18 protein-coding genes are annotated in these 21,203 nt (G+C 62.6%); 8 read left to right on the top strand and 10 right to left on the bottom strand.

Translation table 11 applies throughout. The annotated features are described in order from the left end of the window. Positions 1-3: 3 nt before the first annotated feature. From L6D74_RS02965 to L6D74_RS02930, 8 genes are read right to left on the bottom strand one after another with little or no spacing between them, the layout of a single operon-like run. A complete protein-coding gene (locus L6D74_RS02965; RefSeq protein WP_236187639.1) occupies positions 4-1,134 on the bottom strand; it encodes a glycosyltransferase family 4 protein in 1,131 nt (376 codons plus the stop codon). Continuing rightward, on the bottom strand, positions 1,135-2,265 hold the full coding sequence (locus L6D74_RS02960; RefSeq protein WP_236187638.1) for a glycosyltransferase family 4 protein: 1,131 nt from the start codon (positions 2,263-2,265) through the stop codon (positions 1,135-1,137). After that, positions 2,249-3,616, bottom strand: coding sequence for a glycosyltransferase family 4 protein (locus tag L6D74_RS02955; RefSeq protein WP_236187637.1), 1,368 nt, complete (start codon positions 3,614-3,616; stop codon positions 2,249-2,251). The genes L6D74_RS02960 and L6D74_RS02955 overlap by 17 nt, the downstream gene beginning before the upstream one ends. Further along, the gene (locus L6D74_RS02950; protein WP_236187636.1) at positions 3,613-4,863 is read right to left on the bottom strand and encodes an ABC transporter ATP-binding protein; all 1,251 of its coding nucleotides are present in this window, start codon (positions 4,861-4,863) and stop codon (positions 3,613-3,615) included. Before L6D74_RS02950 ends, L6D74_RS02955 begins: the two co-directional genes overlap by 4 nt. Further along, positions 4,863-5,660 (bottom strand): ABC transporter permease, encoded by a 798-nt coding sequence (locus tag L6D74_RS02945; RefSeq protein WP_236187635.1) that lies wholly within the window; start codon positions 5,658-5,660, stop codon positions 4,863-4,865. Before L6D74_RS02945 ends, L6D74_RS02950 begins: the two co-directional genes overlap by 1 nt. Continuing rightward, positions 5,661-7,103: a mannose-1-phosphate guanylyltransferase/mannose-6-phosphate isomerase gene (locus tag L6D74_RS02940; RefSeq protein ID WP_085647138.1), complete on the bottom strand. Its 1,443-nt coding sequence runs from the start codon at positions 7,101-7,103 to the stop codon at positions 5,661-5,663. It abuts the gene before it with no gap. 3 nt (positions 7,104-7,106) lie between these two features. Continuing rightward, positions 7,107-8,078 (bottom strand): GDP-mannose 4,6-dehydratase, encoded by a 972-nt coding sequence (gmd, locus tag L6D74_RS02935; RefSeq protein WP_039765008.1) that lies wholly within the window; start codon positions 8,076-8,078, stop codon positions 7,107-7,109. Next, the gene (locus L6D74_RS02930) at positions 8,075-8,989 is read right to left on the bottom strand and encodes a GDP-mannose 4,6-dehydratase (RefSeq protein WP_236187634.1); all 915 of its coding nucleotides are present in this window, start codon (positions 8,987-8,989) and stop codon (positions 8,075-8,077) included. The genes gmd and L6D74_RS02930 overlap by 4 nt, the downstream gene beginning before the upstream one ends. A 426-nt stretch (positions 8,990-9,415) precedes the next feature. On the opposite strand from L6D74_RS02930, the gene L6D74_RS02925 reads away from it, so the two are divergent. From L6D74_RS02925 to L6D74_RS02895, 7 genes are read left to right on the top strand one after another with little or no spacing between them, the layout of a single operon-like run. Further along, positions 9,416-10,963, top strand: coding sequence for a glycosyltransferase (locus tag L6D74_RS02925; RefSeq protein ID WP_236187633.1), 1,548 nt, complete (start codon positions 9,416-9,418; stop codon positions 10,961-10,963). Beyond that, the gene (locus L6D74_RS02920) at positions 10,957-12,261 is read left to right on the top strand and encodes a glycosyltransferase (protein WP_236187632.1); all 1,305 of its coding nucleotides are present in this window, start codon (positions 10,957-10,959) and stop codon (positions 12,259-12,261) included. Before L6D74_RS02925 ends, L6D74_RS02920 begins: the two co-directional genes overlap by 7 nt. Next, positions 12,258-13,142: a class I SAM-dependent methyltransferase gene (locus tag L6D74_RS02915; RefSeq protein WP_236187631.1), complete on the top strand. Its 885-nt coding sequence runs from the start codon at positions 12,258-12,260 to the stop codon at positions 13,140-13,142. The genes L6D74_RS02920 and L6D74_RS02915 overlap by 4 nt, the downstream gene beginning before the upstream one ends. Continuing rightward, the gene (locus L6D74_RS02910; protein WP_085647133.1) at positions 13,139-14,293 is read left to right on the top strand and encodes an acyltransferase family protein; all 1,155 of its coding nucleotides are present in this window, start codon (positions 13,139-13,141) and stop codon (positions 14,291-14,293) included. Before L6D74_RS02915 ends, L6D74_RS02910 begins: the two co-directional genes overlap by 4 nt. After that, positions 14,287-15,105: a class I SAM-dependent methyltransferase gene (locus tag L6D74_RS02905; RefSeq protein WP_236187630.1), complete on the top strand. Its 819-nt coding sequence runs from the start codon at positions 14,287-14,289 to the stop codon at positions 15,103-15,105. Before L6D74_RS02910 ends, L6D74_RS02905 begins: the two co-directional genes overlap by 7 nt. 48 nt (positions 15,106-15,153) lie before the next feature. Then, positions 15,154-16,347: a DUF3142 domain-containing protein gene (locus L6D74_RS02900; RefSeq protein WP_236187629.1), complete on the top strand. Its 1,194-nt coding sequence runs from the start codon at positions 15,154-15,156 to the stop codon at positions 16,345-16,347. Further along, positions 16,334-18,472, top strand: a complete 2,139-nt coding sequence (locus tag L6D74_RS02895; RefSeq protein ID WP_236187628.1) for a hypothetical protein — start codon at positions 16,334-16,336, stop codon at positions 18,470-18,472. Before L6D74_RS02900 ends, L6D74_RS02895 begins: the two co-directional genes overlap by 14 nt. On the opposite strand, the gene L6D74_RS02890 is transcribed toward L6D74_RS02895, so the two are convergent. Next, on the bottom strand, positions 18,469-19,098 hold the full coding sequence (locus tag L6D74_RS02890; protein WP_039765022.1) for a LysE family translocator: 630 nt from the start codon (positions 19,096-19,098) through the stop codon (positions 18,469-18,471). The two genes, L6D74_RS02895 and L6D74_RS02890, sit on opposite strands and share 4 nt — an antisense overlap. Before the next feature lie 144 nt (positions 19,099-19,242). Between L6D74_RS02890 and L6D74_RS02885 the strand changes: the two genes are divergently transcribed. Next, complete coding sequence (locus L6D74_RS02885) at positions 19,243-19,716, top strand: Lrp/AsnC family transcriptional regulator (RefSeq protein WP_007954205.1); 474 nt, start codon at positions 19,243-19,245, stop codon at positions 19,714-19,716. A gap of 37 nt (positions 19,717-19,753) precedes the next feature. On the opposite strand, the gene lpdA is transcribed toward L6D74_RS02885, so the two are convergent. Beyond that, entirely contained in the window at positions 19,754-21,154 is a 1,401-nt protein-coding gene (lpdA, locus tag L6D74_RS02880; RefSeq protein WP_064600586.1) for a dihydrolipoyl dehydrogenase, read from the bottom strand. Positions 21,155-21,203 lie beyond the last annotated feature (49 nt).

Below are 21,203 nucleotides of genomic sequence, written 5' to 3'. Positions count from 1 at the left end.
GGATCAGGCGTAGGACAACGCCTTTTCTTCCAGCAGCTCCTGATACAGCTCGGTCCACTTGCGGCCCATTTCATCGGCTGTGAATAACTGCCGATAGCGGGCCTCCGCCTTGAGGCCCATTTCGGCGGCGCGGGCCGGGTTTTCCCACAGGGTGCGCATCGCTTCGCGAAATGCCGATGGATGACTCGGTGGCACCACCAGTCCGGTTTCGTTGTGGATGTTGATGTAGCTGGTGCCGGTGCCGATTTCGCTGGAGATCATCGGTTTGCCGTACATCGCGCCTTCGAGCAGCGAAATGCCGAACGCTTCCGAGCGCAGGTGCGATGGGAAGACGATGGCGTAGCTCAGTTGCAGCAGGGCGACCTTGTCTTCATCGCTCAGCCGCCCGAGGAAATGAATGTTGCGCAGACCCAGGGCCGCGGCCTGGGCGTGCAGTTCCTGCTCCAGCGGGCCGGCGCCGACGATCACTACCGGATAGTCCACGTCTTTCAAGGCTTCGAGCAGGATGTGCAGGCCTTTGTAATAGCGCATCACCCCGACGAACAGGAAAAACTTGTCCCCAAGCTGCTGACGCCAGCGGTTCATGCGCTCGACGTCAGGCTGTGGATAACCGGCCTTGTTCAAGCCATAGGGGATGACGCGAGTCTTGTCCTGGAATTGCTGCAACACATCACTGGTGTGCAGATAGTTTGGCGAAGCCGCGACAATCCGGTCGGCGCTGGCGAGAAAGCGGTTCATCAGCGGGCGATAGAGTTTGAGCAGGTGCTTCTGGCGAATGATGTCCGAGTGATAGGTCACCACCGTCGGTTTGTTCACGCCGCTGGCAAAATGCACGAGATCCATGAACGGCCACGGGAAGTGGTAGTTGATTACGTCGGCTTCGGCGGCCAGTTCACGAAACTGCTTGAACACGCTCCAGGAAAAACCCGTGGAGGCGAACTGGATATCCAGTTTGGCCCGATGCACTTCATGCTGGCCGAGACGCACCACCGCAGGTTCTGGATTGGCGCTGAGGGTCAGCACCTGGCCTTCGATGCCGTGTTGGGCGCCACTTTCGCAGAGTTGAAAGATCACTTGCTCGATACCGCCGACCGAGTCAGGCAGGTACGTCTTGAAGAAATGAAGAACTCGCATTCAACCTCCCATGGCCTGGTGGTAGGCGCCGGCCGTGGCCTGCGCGCAACGCTTCCAGGAAAAAAGCCGTGCCCGCTGTAATCCGGCTTCCCGGCATGCCTGCCAGTGCGCTTGATCATCGATCAGTCGGCTCATCGCATCACGCAAGCCGTCTGCATCGTCAGCTTCAATATAGTTGCCGGCGTCGCCCGCCACTTCCGGCATGGCCGAAGAGCGGGTGATTACCACTGGCGTGCCGCTGGCCATCGCTTCCAGCACCGGCAGGCCGAAACCTTCATACAGCGACGGAAAAATCAGCGCCCGGGCGCCGGCCAGCAATTGCGCGACTTGCTCATCGGGCAGGTAGCCGAGCAGGCACACGTGCCCGCAAGCCAACGCCTGATTCAATTCATCACTGAACTGGTCGCGCTGCCAGCCGGCCATGCCGACGATCAACAGCGGGAAACGCTGGCGCACCCGATCCGGCAGCAGCGCGTGGGCACGCAGGGCCAGATTCAGGTTCTTGCGCGGCTCCAGGGTGCCGACGCAGAGGAAGTACTCCCGGTACTCGACCGCATGGGCCTTGAGCACCGCATCGATGTCCTGCGGCTCGCGCGGATGGAAACGCTCGGCGACACCCAGCGGCGCTACCACGAAGCGCTCGGCAGGCAGTCCGAAATACTTCCGGGCCTCGTCAGCGATGGCTTGCGAGTCGGTCAGAATGATCCGCGCCTGGCGTACGCCTTCGGCGAGCCGGCGCTCGATTTCCCGCAGCCGCGCCGGTGGCTGGGTCTCGGGGAAATGCAGGTGCGTGAGATCGTGCAGGGTAATCACGGTCGGGCCATCGAAGGCCAGCGGCCACAGACTCGGTTCGTGGTACAGATCGACCGGTTGCGCCGGGCCCTGATCGAAGCGTTTCTGTTCAAGCCAGCGGCGCGCCTGATAGGCCCCGGGGATCTGCCGCAGCAGCGGCGTCAGGCGCGAATAACCGGGCATCGCCGCTTCCGGCAGTTGCGCACTCCAGCCCCAGCCGTGGAACAGCGCCACCTCGATATCGGTTTCAGCGTGCAAGGCATTCACCAGTTCGGCCACGTAATGGCCGATGCCGGTGCGCGGTGCCTGGAGGATGCGGGCGTTAAGGGCTATGCGCATGTTGCCTCGCTGACACCTGAGGTGCCTCCAGCACATGGCGCGCGGTGCGCTCGGCCAGTTGCGCGCTGGCTTCCCGCCAGCCGATCCAATGCCAGTCGCTGACATCGCGGGCGGCGGGGAATCGACCGCTGCGCTCAAAGCTCAGCACCAGATCGGCAAGGCTTTGCGGCGACTGCAGGTCGAAATACGCCATGAACTCACCGCCGATCTCGCGAAACACCGGGATATCGCTGCCCATCGCCGGCAGCCCGCGTTGCATGGCTTCCACCAGCGGCAGACCAAAGCCTTCGACGAACGACGGAAACACCAGCGCACTGGCATGGGCGTAGGCGTGTTCGAGGCTGGTGTCGCTCAAGTCGTTGAACATGAACAGGCGCCGGTTCAGCTCCGGATGATGGCGAATCCGGGCCAGCAGCGCGTCGCACTTCCAGCCGATGCGCCCGGCGATGCATAACCGGGCGTTCGAGCCGTTCGCCCAGGCATGGTCGAAGGCATCCAGCAGATAGTCGTGGTTCTTGCGCGGTTCGATGGTGCTGACCATCAGGAGCACCGGCTCCTTTATTGCGAACAGCTTTTGCAGACGCGGTTCGACGGCGGCTTCGACGCTCTGCAGATCCAGCTCCGAACCGAGGTGAAAGTAGTCGAACCAACGTTTGCCGACTTGTGCCGAACCAAGGCGACGTTGCAGTTCTGCACGCAGCTGATCGCGCACAGTGGCGGAGATGGCCATGAAACCGTCGGCATTACGGGCGATCCAGTCGAACCACTCTCTGTACACCTCGACCAGCCGCGTGTCGTAGAACTGCGGGTGGGACAGGGGAATCAGATCGTAGATCACCGCAACGATGCCCAAGCCTTCCTGTTTGAGGCGCTCGGCATGCAGGAAAAAGTCCGAATGCCAGGACGAATCCAGCAGCACGAGATGATCGCCAGTCTGGTGTTGCAGTGGTTCGCAGCGTTGAGGCAATTGATAGCGATTGACCTGCTCGACCAGCCGCAGCGGTATTCCGAATGCACCGAACGAGGTCAGGCGATAGCCGACGTACAACAGGCGTCGTACCAGTTTTGTGCGGCAACCGGTATCCAGCCGCTGATGCAGTTGCCAGAAACGATGGGCCAGCCGCTCCAGGCGTTCGCCAAACGTGACGATGGCATTGAACAGCGGCGAATCCAGCGGCGCCAGACGCTTCACTCGGTACAACTGGCCCTTGAGCAGAACCACCGGCACGCATTCGACGCCTTCGGCGCTCGGCGGCAGCTGTTTGATGACGTTGCGCACCACCCGCTGAATCCCCGAATTGACCTTCGGGTGTTTGAACACGTGGGTGCATTCAACCAGCAGGCGGGTCATGGCGCGCGCTCCGCGAGGCTGTCCGCGTGGCGGGTGATCGAGGTGCTGGCGCCCAGCCAGGAACAGCCGACGAAATCTTCCTGACGGTTGTTGATCACGTGGAACACCAGGCCGTAGTCACGCCATTCGAAGTTGCGGTCCAGGTGCGAGTCCAGTCGCGACAGGCTCAGGGCCACGGAGTAATTGCCCTTGCCCAGGCCCATGACGAAGGCGAAGCGATAGGTGATGCGTTCACCCGCACGCAGGTCTTCCAGCGCCTGATTCTGGCGGTGGGTATTGATGCCGTACATGGCCTGGCCCAGGCGATCCTTGATCATGAAGCCGAGCACCAGCCGTTCGATGTCCTGGCGAATCCCCACCTCGACTTCCAGTGTCACCGGCTGACCGACTTCGGCGGCGTCGATGGAGCGTCCGCGTTCATCGAGCAGGCGCACGCTGAGGATCCCGGCCTCGCCGGTGCCGGACACGGTACGTACCTGGCCGCCGTCGAGCAGTTCCTGGCGCACGGTCTGGCCTTCGCGTTCAGCAAGCAGGGCGTTGTAGTAATCCATGACCGCTTCGGGCTTGTCGTGCATCACCATGTGGCCGCCTTCGAGCAGGATCGCCGAGTCGCAGATCGACTGGATCGCGGAGCGGTCGTGGGACACGATCAACAGCGTGGTGCCGGCCTTGCGGAAGCTGCGGATGCGGTCGAAGCTCTTGTGCTGGAAGTAGGCGTCGCCCACCGACAGCGCTTCGTCGACGATCAGAATGTCCGGGCGTCGCGCGGTGGCGACGCTGAAGGCCAGGCGCATCTGCATGCCGCTGGAGTAGGTGCGCACCGGGTGATCGATGGCTTCGCCGATTTCCGCGAAGCGTTCAATGTCCGGCATCAGTGCTTCGATGTCTTCGACCTGCATGCCCAGCAATTGCCCGGCCATCACTGCATTCTGCCGGCCGGTGAAGTCCGGGTGAAACCCCATGCCCAGTTCCAGCAGCGCCGCGACCCGGCCCTCGAGTTGAATCTGGCCGCAGGTCGGTTGGGTGGTGCCGGTGATCATCTTGAGCAAGGTGCTTTTGCCGGCGCCGTTGACCCCGACGATGCCCACCGCTTCACCGGGGGCGATCTCGAAATTCACGTCCTGCAGCACCCAGTGCTGGCGATGGCGCATCGGCGAAAAAGGAATCAGCCATTCGGCCAGGCGACTCCAGCGGGTGGGGTACTGCTTGTAGGCCTTGCCCAGGCCTGTGACGCGTATGTGCCCCATCAGAGTTCATCCACCATTTCGCCGACCCGCCGACGAAACAGGCGCAGGCCGATCGCGCACAGCAGCAGGCCGATCACGAAGATCGGCAGCAGCGAACTCCACACCGGCCACTGACCGTAGAGAAACAGGTTCTGGTAACTGCCGATCAGGTTGGTCAGCGGATTGAGTTGCAGCAGGCGCTGCACCCACTCGGGCAGGATGCTCAGCGGATACACGATCGGCGTCAGCCAGAACCAGAATTGCAGGCAGATGGCGAACAATTGCCCGACATCGCGAAAGAACACGTTGAGCACGCCGAGGATCATCCCCAGTCCGGCGCAGAACAGCACTTGCAGCGCCAGCAGCGGCACCAGTGCCAGCAGGGCCATGCCCGGCCAGCGCCCGCTGATCAATAGAAACCCGAGGAACAGGCCGATGATGATCGCGAAGTTGATTCCCGCATTGAGCAGCACGATCACCGGCAGGCACAGGCGCGGGAAGCTGATTTTTTTCAGCAGGTTGGCGTTTTCCAGAAACATGTTCTGGCTGCGCAGGGTGATTTCCGAGAACAGGCCCCAGGTCAGCAGCCCGGCGCACAGGTAGACGCTGTAGGCCATGCCGTCGTCCACGCCGGGCAGGCGGGCGCGCATGATGTGGGAAAAGATCACCGTGTACACGACGATCATCGACAGCGGGTTGAGTACCGTCCACAGCGCGCCGAACAGCGAATTGCGATACCGCGCTTGAAACTCCCGCTTGACGCTACCGAGGATGAAACCCCGGTAGTCGTGCAGCGAGCGGTACAGGGAAAGCAGCATTCACACCGTCCTGCCGTATTGGTCTTCGAAGCGGACGATGTCGTCCTCTCCCAGGTATTCGCCACTTTGCACTTCGATGATCACCAGATCGATCACGCCGGGGTTCTCCAGACGGTGCTTGTGACCGGCGGCGATGAACGTCGATTCGTTCTTCGCCACCAACGTCGTGCCGCTGCCGTTGTTGGTGACCTTGGCCATGCCTTCGACCACCACCCAGTGTTCATTGCGGTGATGGTGCATCTGCAACGACAGCTTGCCGCCGGGCTTGACCACGATGCGCTTGATCTTGAAGCGCGGGCCTTCCTCGAGCACGGTGTAGGTGCCCCACGGGCGGCTGACCGTACGATGCAGGCGATAGGCTTCGTGGGACTTGTCCTTGAGCTGCTTGGCCACCCGCCGCACATCCTGCGCACGGTCGGCATGGGCTACCAGCACGGCGTCGGCGGTGTCGATGACGATCAGGTCTTCCACACCGACGGCGGCCACCAGCCGACCATCGCTTTGAACGAAGTTGTTGCGGCTGTCGATGAAGATCGCCTCGCCGCTCGCACGGTTGTTATCAGCGTCGGCCGGCACCAGCGCGGCCACCGCACCCCAGGACCCAATGTCGCTCCAGTCGAAACCCGCCGGCACCACCACAACCTTTTCCGAGCGCTCCATCAGTGCGTAGTCGATGGAAATGTCGGTGATTTCGGCGAACAGCTGCGCGGACAATTCCTGTTGCAGGCAACCAGCGGTTTCCACCGGTTCGCTGGCGGCCATGCAGGCGCGGGCCTGTTCCAGCAGCTCGGGGGCGTGCAGCGCCAGCTCGGCGATCACCGTTGCGGTGGAGAAACAGAACATTCCCGAATTCCACAGGAAGTTGCCGCTCTCCAGATAATGGGTGGCGGTCTGCAGGTCGGGTTTTTCCACGAATCGCTGCACCTTGGCCGCGCCCCGGTCGTTGAGCGGTGCGCCGGTCTCGATGTAACCGAAGCCGGTTTCCGGGGCGGTCGGCACCACGCCAAAGGTCACCAGATAACCGTCCTTCGCCAGATTGACCGCGTGTTCGACTGCGCTTTTGAGCGCCTCTTCATTGACGATCAAATGGTCGGCGGGCATCACCACCATGATTGCCGCATCGCCGTGCAGGGCTTGCAGCGACAGTGCCGCCGCCGCAATGGCCGGTGCGGTGTTGCGTCCGGTGGGCTCGAGCAGGAAGTGTCCGCGATGCCGGGACAGGCGCGCGGCCTGATAGTGATCCTTGCTCTGGAAGTAGTACTCGCGGTTGGTCACCGTGACAATGTCGCCCCAACCGTCCAGCAGCGCGGCGGCGCGCCGGTAGGTCTTGCCCAGCAGCGACTGGCCGTCGGGCAGGGTCATGAACGGCTTCGGATGGCCCTCGCGGGACACCGGCCACAAACGGGTGCCGGCACCGCCGGACAGAATCACGGGGATCAGCATGGCCTACTCCTTGGCGACGCGCTTCATGTCCGCATCCATCATCATGCGAATCAGGGTGTCGAGGTCGGTCCTGGGTTTCCAGCCGAGCACGCGCTGGGCCTTGGCCGGGTTGCCGAGCAGCACTTCGACTTCCGCCGGGCGGAAAAACGCCGGGTCGATCTTCACGTAATCCCGGTAGTTCAGGCCGACGTGATCGAAGGCGATGCGGCACATCTCGCGCACGGTGGTGGTGACGCCGGTGGCGACCACGAAATCGTCGGGCTTGTCCTGTTGCAGCATAAGCCACATGGCCTCGACGTAATCACCGGCAAAGCCCCAGTCGCGCTTGGCGTCGATGTTGCCCAGGGCCAGCTCCTGCTGTTTGCCCTGTTTGATCCGGGCGGCGGCGTCGGTGACCTTGCGGGTCACGAACTCGATGCCGCGCAATGGCGATTCATGGTTGAACAGGATGCCGCTGCTGGCGTGCAGGTTGAAGCTTTCGCGGTAGTTGACGGTGATCCAGTGGCCATAGAGTTTGGCCACGCCGTAAGGGCTGCGTGGGTAGAACGGGGTGTTCTCGTCCTGTTGCTCGGCCTGGATCAGACCGAACATTTCGCTGGTGGACGCCTGATAGAAACGCGTGTGCGGGCTGAACTGCCGGATCGCTTCGAGCAGGTGGGTCACGCCCAGGCCATCGACGATGCCGGTCGTCACCGGTTGGTCCCAGGAGGCCGCGACGAAGCTCTGGGCTGCCAGGTTATACACCTCGTCCGGCGCCGACTTGATCACCGCGCGCTGCACCGAGCAGGCATCGGCCATGTCGCCATCCAGGTAGACGATGTCCGCTTCGACGCCCATCTCCCGCAGGCGCCAGCGTGAATCGCTGCTGCGCCGTGCGACAAGGCCGTGAACCTTGTAACCCTTGTCGAGCAGCAGCTTGGCCAGATACGCGCCGTCCTGGCCGGTGATCCCGGTGATCAATGCACTTTTTGTCATTCTTGTTGTACTCGCTTCTCCCAGTCGGACAGGATCGCCCGCAGGGATTGTTGTGTAGTGATTTGCGGCGTCCATCCTGTGGTCCGGGCCAGCCGTTGGTGGCTGCCGCAGACGCGACGCTGATCCGCGCGGCGCATGCGTGCCGGATCCTGAACCAGTTGCAGCTTGACCTGGGCCAGGTCGCCCATCTGTTCGATGAGGCTGCGGATGCTTTGCTCATGACCTGAGCAAATGTTGTAGACCTGTCCCGGCGTGCCTTTTTCCAGCAGCGCAAAATAGGCCGAGACCACGTCGCCGACGTCGAGGAAATCGCGGGTGACATCGATATCGCCGACTTCCAGTTGCGGCGCTTGCAGCCCCTGCTTGATGCGGTTGATCTGCCGTGCGGCGCTGGCGATGACGAAGCTGTCCTTCTGCCCGGTGCCGATGTGATTGAACGGACGCGCCACCAGCACCGGCCAGCCTTCGCTCAACCCCCATTGCAGGCTGAGAAATTCCGCCGACAGTTTGCTCACGGCGTAAGGATTGCGCGGGCAGGGTGCTTGTTGTTCGGTGATCGGCAGCGCGGGTTCTTCGACCTGGCCGTAGACATCGCCCGAGCTGACATACAGGAACGTGCCCTTGAAGCCGCGGGCCTTGAGGGCCTGCAACAGGTTCAGGGTGCCGAGCAGGTTGATGTCGAAGGTACGTGCCGGATCGCGGAAAGCTTCAGGGACAAAGGTCTGGCCGGCCAGATGAATGACCGCATCGGGCAGTTGCGGCCACAGGTCGATGAGGCTGTCCGGTTTTGTCAGGTCATAGGCAGAGGCGGCAGGCAGCAGTTGCCACGACGCGTCTTCCCCTTGCAGACGTGACTGGATGTGTTGTCCTACGAACCCACTGAGGCCCGTGATGAACAGACTTTTTTTCAAACAGCGACCCCTTGGTCTTTAACTTTCACCTCTTCCCACAGGCTGTAAGGGGATGTCTGTCAGACCGAGAGAAAACCCGGCCCAGACAAAGGGTGAAGTCGTTGTTGTAGTTGTTTGGTTGCCAATCTGTGCCAATTGCGCAGCAATTTCAACAGGGTAAATCGTGACCGGTCAGTTCTCGTCAGCGTAGTCGGGTTTTTCTCGCCCGGCGGTTCCCGAATGCGCGACGGATGTGTTTAGAATGCCCCTCGTCGCGATCCCCGGCGGCTTTTCGCAAGGATCGTGCGACAGGGTAAAACCGACCATTAAAACAAGAACAGAGACGTGCCCGATGATGCAGGACGAACCGCGCTGATGCCGGTTCGATCCGACGCTCGGCCGTCATAGCGTGAAGCTGCCGGGATGGCGGTTGCACCGTGGGATGTCATGAATTTCATTCTCTACTCGGACGTCAACGACCGCTCCATCAGCCAGAGTCTTGGGCGTCCCGAATACAGCTACTACTTTGTGCTCAAGGCCTATCGCCCGGTGCTGGAAAGCCTGGGGCGAGTGCATGTGGTGTCCACCAGCGCCGAGGTTGATCCACTCTACCGACAACTGCTCGCCGCCGGTGAAAGCAGCGTTTTCCTGTCCTTCACGCCGCCACAAAATACCCCGACCGATCTTGAATGCCCGACGATCTGCGTGATCGCATGGGAGTTCGACTCGATCCCCGATGAGTCATGGGACGATGATCCGCGCCACGACTGGACGCAGATGCTCGCCCGACAGGGACGGGTCATCACGCTGTCGAGCCACACCGCCCGCGCGATTCGCCGCGCCATGGGCGAGGACTTTCCGGTACTCGTGCTGCCGACGCCCTTGTGGGAAAACTTCGCCGCCATTCGTGAGCAGCATGTCAGTGCGCCGATCAATCCCGGCGCGACCCTGGCCATCAAGGGCTGCATTTTCGACAGTCGCACGCTGGCGTTATCTGCCGACGATCTGTTGCCCAAGCCGCTGACTGCCGAACAACTGGCTGAAATCGAGGCACTGCGCCCGCCACCGCTGACGTTCAAACGCCGCCTGGTCATTGCCCGTCATTATCTGCGCCTGTGGATGCTGGGGGCGGGTGAAGAACGGGTGAAATACCTGCACCACTGGTACTGGGAAGGTGTGCAGGATCTGCTGTCGGATCGCACACACGCCTGGCTCGAGAAACGCCTGCCGGCCATTGCCGCTCCGCATGCGGTGGCCGTGGCCGAGCCACCGCCGCTGGATCTGCCGGACACGTCCTCGGTGGTCGAGACCACGGTGGAAGGCGTGATCTACGTGACGGTGTTCAACCCCAGGGACGGCCGCAAGAACTGGCATCATCTGGTTACCGCCTTCTGCTGGGCCTTTCGCGAAACGCCTGACGCGACACTTGTGCTGAAGATCACGCAGAACGATCTGGCGTCCTACTACAGCGAACTGATGACCCTGCTCGCACAACTGACACCGTTCGCCTGCCGGGTGCTGGTGATGCACGGTTATCTGGACGACGCGCAATACGCGCGGCTCTACCAGGCGGCCAGTTTTTACGTCAACGCTTCACGCTGCGAAGGCCTGTGCCTGCCGTTGATGGAGTTCATGTCCAGCGGCAAACCGGTGATCGCCCCGGATCACACGGCCATGGAAGACTACATCGACGACACCGTGGCCTTCGTCGTGCAGTCCAGCGAAGAGCTGACGATCTGGCCCCAGGACACCCGCATCATCTACCGCACCCTGCGCTACCGGCCGGACTGGGCTTCGCTCAAAAGCGCCTATGAGAACAGCTACCGGATGGCCAAGGCGCAGCCGCAGGAATACGCGCGCATGTCTGCCGCCGCTGTCGAACGCATGCACGACTACTGCGCGTTTGCTCCGGTGCAGCGGCGCATGGCGGACTTTTTCGGCCTGGTTCCGCTGGCTGCCGATGCCGCCCCCGTGACGGACAACGCCTCATGCTGATCATCATTCATTCGGAAACCAACCAGCACACCATCGCGCAAAACCTCGGGCGTTCGGAGTACAGCTATTACTTCGTCCTCAAGGAATACCGGCCGGTGCTCGAACGCCTTGGTCGTGTGTTGGAGGTCGTCGACCCGGCGCGCGAAGTCGATGCGCTGTATCTGGAATGCCTGGCCCGTGGCGAGCCGTGCGTGTTCCTCTCGTTCTCGCCGCCGCACCGCACGCCGATCCACCTGGCGTGCCCGACGTTGCCGGTGTTCGCCTGGGAGTTCAGCACCATCCCCAACGAACCCTTCGACAACGAGCCGCGCAATGACTGGCGCACGGTGCTCCGGGCCTGCGGCGCGGCGATCACCCATTCCACCTACACGGTCAACGCCGTGCGCGAGGCCATGGGCGCCGATTACCCGATTGTCGCGGTGCCCGCGCCGGTGTGGGATCGCTTTGCAGCCCGGGGCTCGCAGCTTCAGGGGCAGCCCTCGACAGGGCCGGTGCGCCTGACGATCAAAGGGCTGGTCGCCGACAGTCGTCAGCTCGATCTCGACGCGTTCGGCCCGAAACACCTGCGCCGTGGCAAGGGCATCGATTTCCAGGCACCGGCGCGCGAGCAGGAGCTGCTGCTGGACGGTGTCGTCTACACATCGGTGTTCAATCCCGGTGACGGACGCAAGAACTGGGAAGACATGCTCAGCGCATTCTGCGTGACGTTTCGCGAGGTCGAAGACGCGACGCTGGTGCTCAAGCTCACGCACCACGATGCCGAAGAGGCGCTCAGCGACATTCTTCATCATCTGTACAAGAACCAGTCCTACCGCTGTCGCATCGTGCTGATTTATGGCTACCTCGCGGACGCGGACTACGAGCGTCTGGTGCAGGCCACCCGTTACGTGGTGAACACTTCCTACGGCGAGGGCCAGTGCCTGCCGCTGATGGAATTCATGTCCTGCGGCAAGCCGGCCGTGGCGCCGCGGACCACGGCGATGATCGATTATCTGAGCACCGACAACGCGTTCCTGGTCGAGTCCACCGATGAACTCACCGCCTGGCCTCACGATCCGCGCAAGGCGTTCCGCACGTTGCGTTACATGACCAACTGGGCGTCGGTCTGTGTGGCCTATCGCGACAGCTATGAGGTGGCGAAGAACGATCCCGGGCGCTATGCGCAGATGTCGGCGCAGGCCGTTGCCAGCCTGCAGGCGTTCTGCAGTCAGGCGGTGGCCGAGCAGCGGTTGCGCGATTTTCTCGCTCAGGTACACGAGCACCGTGGTGCCGCTGCAACGGAAGCCACGGGCACATGATCCGCGCATTGCTGAAGCGTTTGCGTCCGGTTGCGCACCCGGCGCCGGTATCCGTGCCTGAACCGGTTGCCGCGGGCGTGTCGCCCAGGGATGTGGGTCTGCATGACGCCATGCTCGACGGCTGGTTTCACGGCGACAGTGGTGAGTTGCTCAAGGGCTTTGTCATTGACGCGGACGACACCCTGCTCGACGTGGGGTGTGGCGAGGGCGTGGCAACATTGTTCGCCGTGCGCCAGGGCGCCTCGGTGATCTTCACCGACAGCGAACACGACAAGGTGCGCGACCTCGCCCGACAAGTCGAAGCGCAGAGCCGCAAGGCCAGTCTCGGTCTGGTCAGCAACAGCCTGCCATTGCCGCTGAGCGACGGCTGTGCGAGCAAGGTCGTGTGCATGGAAGTGCTGGAACACATCGATCATCCCGAGCCGTTCATGGCCGAGCTGGTACGCATGGGCCGTCCCGGTGCGCTGTACCTGCTCAGTGTGCCGGCGCCGGTGGGCGAGCATTTGCAGCAGGGCATTGCCCCGGCGGGTTATTACCAGTCACCCAATCATGTGCAGATCTTCACCCCGGAGCGCTTCGCGGCATTGGTTGAGGATGCCGGTCTGGTGATTGAGCATCGTCAGGCCACGGGATTTTTCTGGGTCATGGGCATGATCTTTTTCTGGGCCAGCGAACGGGCTGCAGGACGTGACCTGGGCGGTGCCGTGCGCGACCGGATCCAGGCGCCGTATCCACCGTTGATGGAGAGTTGGGCCAGAACCTGGCAGGACTTGCTGGCGCAGCCCGATGGATTGGCGATCAAGCAGATGCTCGACCGGTTCATGCCCAAGAGTCAGGTGATCATCGCCCGCAAACCGCTCGATGCAGGACCTGTGTCATGAGCGGCAAGCGGATCATGGACATTGAAGTGCTGCGCGCTGTCGCGGTACTCGGCGTGCTGTTTCATCACTTGCAGGGCAGCCTGTTCACCGACCCGGTGCCGCTGCTTGAAAGGATCCATACCTGGGCGCAGCCATGGTGGGGCGTTGACCTGTTTTTTGCGATCTCGGGGTTTGTCATTGCCCGCAGCCTGATCCCGGCGCTGCGCGGTTGCAGCAATCGCCAGGAATACTGGGAGCAGACGCGCAATTTCTGGCTGCGTCGGGCGTTTCGTCTGTTGCCCTCGGCCTGGCTGTGGCTGGCGTTGATGCTGCTGGCGTGCGTGTTTCTGAATCGATCAGGCGCGTTCGGGACCTGGTCCGCCAACGTCCAGGCCACGTTGGCCGGGGTACTGCAGTACGCCAACTTCCGCTTTGCCGATGCGTTCTTTCATTACGAATACGGCAGCAGTTTTGTCTACTGGAGCCTGGCGCTGGAGGAGCAGTTCTACCTGTTGTTCCCGCTTGTGATCATGCTGTGCCGCAAATATCTGGTGTGGGCATTGCTGGCGCTGGTGGCGGTGCAATTGTTCACGGTGCGCACGCCGCTGCTGATGGTGATTCGTACCGATGCGCTGGCGCTGGGTGTGCTGTTGGCCATGTGGAGCGTGCAGCCGGGTTATCGCCGTTGGGAGCCGGTATTCCTGCGGCGGCCATGGGCCGGAGTGTTCGCGCTGATCGGCCTCGGAGCGCTGCTCAGCTTCATGGCTACCGACCGTTTCACCTTCGCCGGTTACCGCATCGGGTCGATCGCCGTGCTCAGCGCCGTGCTGGTGTGGATTGCTTCGTACGACCGCGATTACCTGCTGCCGGCCGGCAGGCTGCAACGACTGATGGCCTGGATCGGCAGCCGCTCCTACGGCATTTATCTGATTCACATCCCGGCCTATCAACTGGTGCGAGAACTGATCTTTCGTTTGCAGGGCGCCGGCCTACCGAGCCCGGCGGGACATCCGATCCTGACACTGCTGATTGCCGGTGGCCTGATCGTGCTGCTCAGCGAACTCAATTACCGCTTGATCGAAATGCCCATGCGCAATCGAGGCGCCACGCTGGTGAAACGCCTCGCCACTTCGCGAACCGTCGTCTCGTCCCCTGGAGCCACCTCATGCTGAGCCTTCTGAAAAAACTCACGGCGGCTCCGGCCCCCGCACACGCTGTCGCACCGGTCGCCGACAAGGTCGACCCTTACATGCTCGGCCTGCACGACGCGATGCTCAGCGGCTGGTTCAACCAGCAAACCGGTGAGCTGTTCAAGGGCTTCCCGGTGACCGCCGACGACACCTTGCTGGACGTTGGTTGCGGCGACGGTGGCAACGTGCATTTCTGCGGCATGCGCGGGGCGAAGATCATCATCGCCGACATTGACGGCGCCAAGGTCGAAGCGACTCGCCAGCGCCTGAGCGATACGCCGGCGCGTGGCGTCGAATGCCATGTGACCGACTGCAATCCGCTGCCGATCGCCGATGGAACGGCCACTCGCGTGGTGTCCACTGAAGTCATCGAGCACGTCGACGACCCGGCGCAGTTCCTTGCCGAACTGGTGCGCGTCGGTCAGTCGGGCGCGCTGTATTTGCTGAGCGTGCCGCACCCCAGCTCCGAAGACCTGCAAAAAGACATCGCCGCGCCGGAGTATTTCCAGAAGCCCAACCACATTCGCATCATCAGCGAAGAGCAGTTCAAGGCGATGGTCAGCGAGGCGGGACTCGAGATCATCAGCCACAGCCAGTACGGCTTTTACTGGTCGATGTGGATGATGCTGTTCTGGGAAGCGAAGGTCGAGTTCAGCAACCCGGATCATCCGCTGCTCAACCATTGGGCCGAGACCTGGCAAGCGGTGCTCGACTCGCCGCGCGGCGCGCAGATCAAGCTGGCGCTGGATGCGGTGGTGGCGAAAAGTCAGGTCATCATTGCCCGCAAGCCCTGAACGCTTTTGTGTAACCTTGCAGCCTGATGTCTCAGGGATCTGCAAGGTATGCGCTTTATCATCGGGTGGTCCGCCCTGGTGGCTGTGTTGTTGCTGTGTGCTTGTGAGCGACAGGACGCAGTGCCACTCGATCAGCAACTTTACGTCTGGCAACGGCAATGGACGCCGGCCCATGAGCTTGCCCTGAATGACAGTCGCAACGACTTTTCGACGTTGCGGGTCTTGGCGTTGCAGGCGTTCCCGAATGCCGGATGGAGTCGGGCACGCGTCGATTCTGCGTTGCTGAGACGCGATGCCCGGCCGTTGATCGCGGTGATTCGCCTCGACGGCCAGCTCAAGGCGCTCGATTCGCAAGCGGTGACGGCGCAGATCCTCCAAGTGCTTGCTGACTGGCAAGGTCAGGGGCTCACGCTGGCCGGCATCGAGATCGACCATGACGCCGGCAATGCCCGCCTGCCTGCTTACACCGGATTCCTTGCTCACTTGCGTACGGCATTGCCGGCCAATCTGCCCCTGAGCATCACTGCGTTACCTGCCTGGCTCGACAGTCCGCAATTGCCGGCGTTGCTGGCGACCGTCGACAGCAGTGTGTTGCAGGTGCATGCCGTCAGCGATCCGCGTCGCGGTCTGTTCGACTCCGAACAGGCGCAGCGCTGGGCCAAGGCTTGGGGGCGAGTGACCGACAAACCGTTTTATCTGGCGCTGCCGGCCTATGGTGTAGCGCTGTTGGCGGATGTCGATGGCGCTCCGGTGGTGGAAAGCGAAGTACCGCTCGAACGGGGTGGCCAGCGCCGCGAATTGCTTGCCGATCCACAACAACTGGGCCGGCTGGCAAATGAGTTACGCGAGGATCGCCCGGCGCATCTGGCCGGCCTGATCTGGTTTCGTCTGCCGTTGGCCAACGACCGCAGGGCCTGGAGCCTGAGCACGCTGCGTGCGGTCGCCCGAGGCGATGCGTTGAGCAGCCATCTCGGCGTGGTGTTTACCGAACAGAATGGCCTGCAAGACATTGCCCTGCGTAACGTCGGTAACCTCGACAGCGCCTGGCCCGCCCGCATCACCGTCAAGGCCCGGGGCTGCGAAGGGGCTGACGCGCTCGCCGGTTATGCGTTGCAACAGACGGCGGATCTGCTTACCTTCACCCGCCTGCGCGAGGGCCGATTGCCGGCGGGCGGGCAGCGTGCGATCGGTTGGGCACGCTGCGCAAATATTGATCAAGGAGGTTCGCATGTTGACCCGTAACTGGCCCCGCCATCTGCTTTGCCTGAGCCTCAGCCTGCCGCTGGGCTCGGCGCTGGCCTGTGGCCCGGACTTCCCGATGCGCCTGCTCGACGATCGCGGGCAATCGCTGGCGCAAATGCCGGAGGGCAACTTCAGGTTCGAGATCAGTCGCCTCGGCAAAACCATCGCCGGGCTGAAGAACGTCACCGCAGCCACCCACAATCCGGATGACATCTACGCCGAGGCGCCAGAACCCGCCGAGGTGCGCGACAAGGCCGAGCAGATCGGCCTGACCCCTGAACAGCAAACGCTGGTCAAACGCCTGCGCAGCCTGACCGACGCGCGTCAGGTCGACGTGCAGGGCGCGAGCCTGCCGGCGGAACTGCGCCTGTATGTGGCGGGCGCCGTGGCGTTCGGCGCCGGTGACCATCAATTGGCGGTCGAGTATTTCCGCCAGTTGCTGGCGCTGCCGGCCGATCAGCGTGGGTTGCGCAGCACCTGGGCCGCGTATTCGCTGGGTCGGGCGTTCTTTGCCATGAGCAGCGAAGCGGGCGATGCGCTTGAAGCCTGGGAAAACGCTATCGACGCGTTCCGCCAGACGCGGCAACTGAGCATCGACGGTTTCAGCGATCCGCTGGAACTCGGCGTGGCCAGCCTTGGCGAAGAGGCGCGGGCGCTGCGCATGGCGGGTGACTGGAACAACGCCATCAAGCTGTATGCCGCGCAAAACCTGCACGGCTCGAACGTCGGTTACACCTCGCTGAAGCAGTTGATGAACGAACTGGCCGAGGAGCCCGAAGATCGGCTGGCGAAATTGCTGCGCCGCGAAGCGGTGCAGCAACTGGTGACCGCCTCGCTGATCAGCCGGATCGGCTGGTCGTTCGGCGATGAGCCACCGAACGAGAAGAAGCTGGTCAAAGCGCTGCAAGCAAGCACCCGCGGCAGCCTCGATAACGCCGATCGATTAGCGGCGATGAATTATCAACAGGGCGATTACGCCAGCGCCAAGGCATTCCTCGAACACGCTGGCGACAGCGGTCTGGCGTGGTGGCTGCGGGCAAAACTGGCCGTGCGCGATGGCGACAGGAACGCGGCAGCTGCGGCCTATGCGAAAGCTGCGCAAGCGTTCCCGCAGGAGGAGTCCTGGGGCGAGCGGCGTACCGCCGACTGGAATCTCGAAACCGTGCAGCCCAAATGCCGGGTCGAGGGCGAGAGCGCGATCCTTGCGCTGCAACGTGGCGAGTACCTGCAGGCTTTCGACCAGTTGTATCGCAGCCAGCATATTTACTGGTTCGACGCCGCGACCGTGGCCGAGCGAGTGCTGACGGTCGAGGAGCTGAAAAACTATGTCGATACCAACGTGCCGGCACCGCCCGCGCTGAGCCAGCAGGATCGCGACAATTACGTGCCGCTGCCGGTGGCCGCCAGCCTGCGCAATCTGCTGGGGCGGCGGTTGTTGCGTGAGGGGCACTACGAAGAAGCGGTCGGTTATTTCGACAATGCCGATTTGCAGAACAAGGCCCGGCTCTATGGCGAGCAACGCCTGAAGGCCGATTCGGCATGGTGGCCGACCAAACGTGCCAGCGCACTGTTCAATGCTGCGTGGACAGCCCGTGAGTGGGGCATGGACATCCTGGGCTACGAAATGGCCCCGGATTACGCGACCTTCGGCGGCAACTACAGCCTGGAAAACACCGAGCTGAAAGTCGGGCCGCTGGTCAGCGAGGCCGAAGTGCGACGTCAGAAGGCCAGTGAAGCGCAACCGGATGAGCGTTATCACTATCGTTTTGTCGCCACGGCGCTGGCCAGCCGTGCGGCAGACAATCTGCCGCACACCAGCCAGGCGTTCGCCGCTGTGTTGTGTTCGGCGGCGGGCTGGAACAGCAGCCTGGAAGAGCAGAGCGCGTTGTACAAACGCTATGTCGATGAAGGGCCGTACGTCCCGTGGGCTGTGGATTTCGGCCATCAATGCCCTTATCCGGATTTTGAAAACGCCGACAAGCGCTACGTCACTCAGGTGACCGATTCGGTGCGTTCGACACTGCGGCCGTACAAGTGGCCGGTGCAGATCGGAGCGATCCTGGCCTTCAGCGCTGTGGCGTTGCTGCTGATCACCCGCCGCCAGCGTAAGGCCCGCAAAGCCTAAGCCTGCTGGACGAACGTCAGGCGCACGGCGAAGCCGATCAACAGGCTGCCGAACAGCCACTGCTGCACCCGCTGGGCCGTCGGGCTGTGTTTCAGCCAGCGGCCCAGCGCGGCGCCGGTCAGGGCGTAGGCGCTGTCGAACAGCAGACCTGTGCCCACCAGCATCGCACCGAGCACGGCGAACTGGGTCAGCACCGCTGCGCCATTTGCCACGATGAACTGCGGCAGCAGCACCGAGCAGAACAGTAACGCTTTCGGGTTGAGCAGGTTGGTCAGCAGGCCGCGGCGGATGGCTGCATACCACTGCGCATGACTGTCCGTCACGGTGCCGGCGTCCAGATCCGGCAACAGCGTGGTGCGCAGGCATTGAATGCCGATCCACAGCAAATACGCCGCCCCGGCGATCCGCACAGCATCGAACGTCCACGGCGCCGCCTTGAACAGCGCCGCCAGCCCCAACGCCGCGAGCGCTACATGACAGCCTCGGGCGATGGCCAGACCCACCGCCGTGGCCAGCGCTGCGCCGCGTCCCTGACGGGCACCGGTCTGCAACAGCAGGATCATGTCCGGGCCGGGCAACAGAAAGACCACTGCCAGCGCCAGGAAAAACAGCCAGAGACTTGCCATGTCGCACCCCTTTCGTTGTCGATTCGGTAGCCTCAGTCTAGGGCCGAAGGGCAGGGCAGGTGGTTGCGTAGTCAGCTTCTAAAGGCCTCTGGATTGGCATAATCTGCGCTCTTTCACCGCGAAAACCATCAGGATCTGCCAACCATGAAACTGGATGCCTTCGACCGCAAGATTCTTGCCGCACTGCAACGGGACGGACGCCTGAGCAACGTACAACTGGCCGACGAAATCGGCCTGTCGGCATCGCCGTGCCTGCGCCGGGTGCGGATGCTCGAAGAGGCCGGGGTGATTCGCGGATATCAGGCCAATCTGGACCGTGATGAAGTGGGGTTGGGGCTGACGGTGTTTGTCGGGGTCAAGGTCGAGCGCCACAACGACGAACAGGCCGAGGCATTCCACCGGGCGGTGACCGCATTGCCGGAGGTGATTTCAGCGTTTCTGGTGTCCGGGGAATCGGACTTTCTGCTGCAAGTGGTGGTGCCGGATCTGCGCGCCTACGACCGCTTTCTCACCGGTTGCCTGTTGAAGCTGCCGGGGGTGAGCGATATCCGCAGCAATTTTGCGATCCACACGGTGAAAACGCCCGGCGCATTGCCGCTGGGGCATCTGCCGTCCTGATACTTCCCGCATTGCGCGGGAAGTATTCGCACAGTGCTTACATCTGCGTCGCCATCCCTTCGACATTCATTGCCGCCTGACGCAACGCTTCGGAGCGGGTTGGATGCGGGTGACAGGTCAGCGCGATGTCTTCGGCCGAGGCGCTGAATTCCATGGCCACGCAGAACTCGCCGATCATTTCGCTGACGCTCGGGCCGACCAGGTGCACGCCGAGGACTTCGTCCGTGCGTTCATCGGCGATGACTTTGGCAAAGCCTTCGGTCTCGTGATTGATCTTCGCCCGGCTGTTGGCGGTGAACGGGAATTTGCCGACCTTGTACGCCCGGCCTTCGGCCTTCAACTGCTCTTCGGTCTTGCCGACGCTGGCCAGCTCCGGCCGGGTGTAGATCACGTTGGGAATCAGCTCGTAATTGACCTCCCCGGCCTTGCCGACGATCTGCTCGATGCAGGCCATGGCTTCGTCTTCAGCCTTGTGCGCGAGCATCGGCCCCGAGGTCACGTCACCGATCACCCACACACCGGGCGCTTCGGTGCGATGCTGTTTGTTGGCGAGCATGCCGCGTTTGTCGGTGCTCAGGCCGACGTTTTCCAGGCCCAGGCCCTGGGTGTACGGGCGACGACCAATGGCCACCAGCACGTAATCGGCCTCGAGGATTTCCGCGCTGCCGCCAGCGGCGGGTTCGACGCTGAGCTGTACGCCAGTGGCCGAGGAGGTGGCGCTGGTTACTTTCGAGCTCAGCTTGAAGCTGATCCCCTGTTTGCTCAGCGAGCGTTGCAGGGTCTTGCCCGCTTCGCCGTCGACACCGGGGCAGATGCGGTCGAGGTATTCCACCACCGTCACCTGCGCGCCGAGCCGGCGCCAGACCGAGCCGAGTTCGAGGCCGATCACGCCCGCACCGATTACCACCAGATGCTTGGGCACTTCGCTCAAGGACAGCGCGCCGGTGGAGTCGAGGATGCGCTTGTTGTCGATCTCCACGCCGGGCAGGGGAGTGGGCTCGGAGCCGGTGGCGATGACGATGTCCTTGGCCGTCAGCTCGATCCGGCTGCCCTGATCGCCGGTCACGCTGACTTTTCCGGGGCCGTCGATATGGCCCCAGCCCTTGATCCAGTCGACCTTGTTCTTGCGAAACAGGAATTCGATGCCTTTGGTCAGGCCGCTCACGCTTTCGTCTTTCTGTTTCATCATTTGCGCAAGGTTGAGCGTGGGTTTGACTTCGATACCGAGGTTGGCGAACTCCGTTCCCAGCGCCGCTTCGTAGAGCTCGGACGCATGCAAAAGCGCCTTGGACGGCATGCAGCCGACGTTCAGGCAGGTGCCACCCAGCGTGGCGCGACCCTCGACGCACGCGGCCTTGAGGCCCAGCTGGCCGGCGCGGATCGCTGCGTTATAACCGCCGGGGCCACCGCCCAGAATCACCACGTCATAGTTGCTCATGCTCTTACTCCTGGCTGAAGGATGCGGATCGGTAAAAGTAGTTCGTGCT

The organism is Pseudomonas pharyngis (assembly GCF_021602345.1).
Classification (GTDB): domain Bacteria; phylum Pseudomonadota; class Gammaproteobacteria; order Pseudomonadales; family Pseudomonadaceae; genus Aquipseudomonas; species Aquipseudomonas pharyngis.
The sequence above is the reverse complement of the archived record's forward strand: the minus strand, read 5'-3'. Positions and strand labels throughout refer to the sequence as shown.